Origin of the sequence: Streptomyces sp. NPDC019890 (assembly GCF_044903445.1) — a bacterium.
In the GTDB taxonomy this organism is placed as follows: domain Bacteria; phylum Actinomycetota; class Actinomycetes; order Streptomycetales; family Streptomycetaceae; genus Streptomyces.
In genome coordinates this window covers 1-4,117 of sequence record NZ_JBJDQK010000051.1, presented here as the reverse complement: position 1 = coordinate 4,117, position 4,117 = coordinate 1, and the positions used below count along the sequence as shown (strand labels likewise).

Sequence of the window (4,117 nt, the reverse complement as noted above, 5' to 3'; positions counted from 1 at the left end):
GTGGTGGCGTCGGTACCGCTCGCAGTAGCGGCCGTACTCCGCCTCCCCGGTCAGCTCCCGCACGTACCAGCGCACGGCCCGCGCCCAGCGGGCGGCCCTCATGCCCGCACCTCCGCCAGGGGTTCCTCCCGCTGCGCGGGCACGTCGATGCGGGAGGCGACGTAGGGTGCCTCGGTCGTCGGCAGCGGCTGCGTGGCGCGGACGGCGCGGACGCACACCACGGCGCAGTTGATCAGGACCGTGAGGACCAGCAGGAGGAAGATGGCCATGATCACGCCGTCGACCGTGTTGTTGACGACGATGGTGTGCATGTCGTCCATGGTCTTGGCGCCCGGCAGGAGCTGGCCGGCGTCGATGGCCTGGGCGAACTTGTCCCGCAGGGCAAAGAAGCCGATCTTCGGGTTGTCGGAGAAGATCTTCTGCCAGCCCGCGGTGAAGGTGACGGCCACGTCCCAGGCGAGGGGGATGCCGGTAACCCAGGCCCAGCGCAGCTTGCCGGACTTGATCAGCACGGTGGTGGTGACGGCCAGGGCCACCGCGGCCAGCAGCTGGTTGGCGATGCCGAACAGCGGGAAGAGCTGCTTGATGCCGCCGAGGGGGTCGGTGACACCGGCGTACAGGAAGTAGCCCCAGGCGCCGACGACCAGGGCGCTGGTGATCCAGATGCCCGGCTTCCAGGTGACCCGACCGATCGGCTTCCAGACGTTGCCCAGCATGTCCTGGAGCATGAAGCGGCCGACCCGGGTGCCGGCGTCCACCGTGGTGAGGATGAACAGGGCCTCGAACATGATGGCGAAGTGGTACCAGAAGGCCTTCAGCCCGGCGCCGCCGATCACCCCGGAGAAGATCTCCGACATGCCCACGGCCAGCGTGGGCGCGCCGCCGGAGCGGCCCACGAGGGTCTGCTCCTCGACGGCCTTGGCCGCCGCGGTGAGCTGGTCCGGGGTGATGGTGAAGCCGAGGTTCTTCACCGCCTCGGCGGCGCTGTCGACACTCGGGCCGAGCAGCGCGGCCGGGGAGTTCATGGCGTAGAACAGGCCGGGTTCGAGGACGCAGGCGGCGATCAGGGCCATGACGGCGACGAAGGACTCCGTGAGCATGGAGCCGTAGCCGATCATCCGGACCTGGGACTCCTTCTGGATCAGCTTCGGCGTGGTGCCGGAGGAGACCAGGGCGTGGAAGCCGGACAGGGCGCCGCAGGCGATGGTGATGAACAGGAACGGGAACAACGAGCCGGCGAACACCGGTCCGGCGCCGTTTGAGGCGAAGTCGGTCACCGACTCGGCTTTGAGGTGCGGGGCGGCGATCACGACACCGACGGCCATCAGGGCGATGGTGCCGACCTTCATGAAGGTCGACAGGTAGTCGCGGGGCGCGAGCAGCATCCACACCGGGAGCACGGAGGCGACGAAGCCGTAGCCGGCCAGGCAGAAGACCAGGGTCTGCGGGCTCCAGACGAAGTACTCGGCGAGCGAGGAGTCCTGGATCCAGCCGCCGCCGAGGATGGCGAGCAGCAGCAGCGCGACACCGATGAAGCTGGTCTCCACGACCCGGCCCGGCCGCAGGTAGCGCATGTAGAAGCCCATGAACAGGGCGATGGGGATGGTCATGGTGACCGAGAAGGTGCCCCAGGGGGACTCGGCCAGCGCGTTGACGACGACCATCGCGAGGACCGCAAGCAAAATGATCATGATGGCGAAGACGCCGATCAGCGCGGCGGCACCGCCCACCTTGCCGATCTCGTCCCGGGCCATCTGGCCCAGGCTCTTGCCGTCCCGGCGCATGGACAGGAACAGGACGATCAAGTCCTGCACCGCACCGGCGAAGATCACACCCGCAATGATCCAGATGGTGCCGGGAAGGTATCCCATCTGGGCGGCCAGGACCGGGCCGACCAGTGGACCGGCGCCGGCGATGGCCGCGAAGTGGTGGCCGAAGAGCACCCGGCGGTCGGTGGGGTGGTAGTCGACGCCGTCTTCCAGCCGTTCGGCCGGAGTGGCGCGGGTGTCGTCGACCCGGAGAACCCGCCGTGCGATGAACCGCGAATAGAACCGGTAGGCGATCGCGTACGAGCCGAGGGCCGCCACGACCAGCCAGACGGCCGAGATCTCCTCGCCCCGGGACAGGGCGAGCACGGCCCATCCGATCGCGCCGGCCAAGGCGACCGCGCTCCACACCAGGACCGAGCGGGCTGTCGTACGGGAGGGCGGCGGCGGCCCTTGTGGGCTCGGGAGAGCGGATTCGGGCACGGCTGACGTAGGCATGGGGGCTCCTCACCGGGGGGGGTGTGACAAGAAGGGAACGTGGATCAGTAAGGGATCAGCGGCGATGATGCCGGTCCGTCAGCGCATACGCGGCGAGCAGGCAGAGGCCGCACCCCGGCACCCAGGCGAGCTGGTACCAGTAGAAGAACGGCGTCCCGGCGAGCATCGGGCTCGCACCGGCGTACCAGGGGACCCAGAGCAGGCCTGCGGCGGGCACGAGAAGCAGTACGGCGATCGCGACGCGCCGTAGCCGGTGATGACCCCTCCGTCCCATGACCTGCGCTCCTCTCCCGCTCAATGTCGGTCTGTGCAAGAGTTGCCCGTACGCCTCAACCGGTTGACAGCGAATTTCCACGAGATTTCCTCCCGGTTCCGTGTCCTCCGGACAGGCCCCCGGCGCAACTCTTCTGCGAGGGCACAGGCACACCAAGGACGGTGACCCATGGCCGACGGCGCCATGACCGCGACGTTCCTCGCCGTAATAGGCGGAGCGTCGCTCCTCGCCGTGACCGCGCGCCGCCTGCACCCCAGCGACCGGCTGCCCTCACTGGAGGGCTGGGCCCTCGCCGACCGCAGCCTCGGCCCCGTCTGGACCTGGCTGCTGCTCGGCGGCACGATCTTCACCGCCTACACCTTCACCGCCGTACCGGGACTGGCGTACGGCAACGGCGCCGCCGCCTTCTTCGCGGTGCCGTACACGGTGATCGTCTGCCCGATCGCCTTCGTCCTGCTGAGCCGCCTGTGGACCGTGGCCCGCCGGCACGGCTACATCACCGTCGCCGACTTCGTGCGCGGACGGTACGGGTCGCCGCCGCTGGCCCTGGTGGTCGCGCTGACCGGCATCCTGGCGACCATGCCGTATCTGGCGCTGCAGCTGCTCGGCATACGCGCGGTGCTGACTGCCGGCGGCGTGTACCCGCAGGAAGCGGCCGGGGACGCGGTGATGGTGGCGCTGTTCGCGGGGCTCGCCGTGGCCACGTACCGGCACGGGCTGCGCGCACCCACCGTCATCTCCGCGCTGAAGGCGGTGGCGGTCTTCGTCTCCCTGACCGCCGTGTGCTGGCTGGTACTCGTGCGGCTCGGCGGGCCCGGCGCCGTGTTCGAGGGCGCGGCCCGGCGGCTCGGCGGCACGGACGTGGCCCACTCCCCCTTGATCCTGTCGCCGGAGCAGCAGCCCGCGTACGCCACGCTCGCCCTCGGCTCCGCGCTGGCCCTGCTGATGTACCCGCACGTGCTCACCGCCGGTTTCGCCGCCGACGGCCCGCGCACCCTGCGCAAGGCGTGCGTGGCGCTGCCTGCCTGGACGGCACTCCTCGCGCTGTTCGGCTTCCTCGGTATCGCCGCTCTCGCAGCGGGCGTGCAGGCGCCCCGGGGCGGCGCCGAGTCCGCCGTGCCGATGCTGGTCGACCGGCTGATGCCGGGGCCGCTGGCCGGGCTGGTGTTCGGCGCCATCACCGTGGGGGCGCTCGTCCCGGCAGCCGTGATGTCGATCGCGGCCGCCACCAGCTTCGTACGCAATGTGTACGTCGAGTACTTCCACCCCACCGCCACGCCCAAGCGTCAGGTGCGCACCGCGAAGGCGGTGTCGCTCACCGCCAAGGTGGGCGCGGTGGCCTTCGTGTTCGGGCTGCGCGACCAGGACGCCATCAATCTCCAGCTCCTCGGCGGAGTCTGGATCCTGCAGATCTTCCCGGCGGTGGCCGTGGGGCTGTTCACCGGGCGGCTGCATCCGCGGGCGCTGCTCGCCGGGTGGGGCGCGGGCATGGTGGCCGGGACTTTCCTGGTCGTGCGCGAAGGGTTCTCCCCCGTCGTGCCGCTGGGCTTGGGACCGCTGGAGATCTACGCGGGGTTTG

At 70.2% G+C, this 4,117-nt stretch carries 4 protein-coding genes; 1 reads left to right on the top strand and 3 read right to left on the bottom strand.

What is annotated here, in order from left to right; all coding sequences use genetic code 11:
• The 3 genes from ACI2LP_RS33870 to ACI2LP_RS33860 form a co-directional block, all read right to left on the bottom strand.
• Nucleotides 1-102 (bottom strand): CstA-like transporter-associated (seleno)protein (locus ACI2LP_RS33870; protein ID WP_404728375.1); only part of this gene is annotated, 102 nt, incomplete at its 3' end.
• On the bottom strand, nucleotides 99-2,264 hold the full coding sequence (locus ACI2LP_RS33865) for a carbon starvation CstA family protein (RefSeq protein WP_404728374.1): 2,166 nt from the start codon (nucleotides 2,262-2,264) through the stop codon (nucleotides 99-101). The genes ACI2LP_RS33870 and ACI2LP_RS33865, both read right to left, overlap by 4 nt.
• A 55-nt stretch (nucleotides 2,265-2,319) precedes the next feature.
• Nucleotides 2,320-2,538: a DUF3311 domain-containing protein gene (locus ACI2LP_RS33860; RefSeq protein WP_404728373.1), complete on the bottom strand. Its 219-nt coding sequence runs from the start codon at nucleotides 2,536-2,538 to the stop codon at nucleotides 2,320-2,322.
• Between the two features lie 168 nt (nucleotides 2,539-2,706).
• On the opposite strand from ACI2LP_RS33860, the gene ACI2LP_RS33855 reads away from it, so the two are divergent.
• A partial coding sequence (locus ACI2LP_RS33855) for a sodium:solute symporter (RefSeq protein ID WP_404728372.1) occupies nucleotides 2,707-4,117 on the top strand: 1,411 nt, incomplete at its 3' end.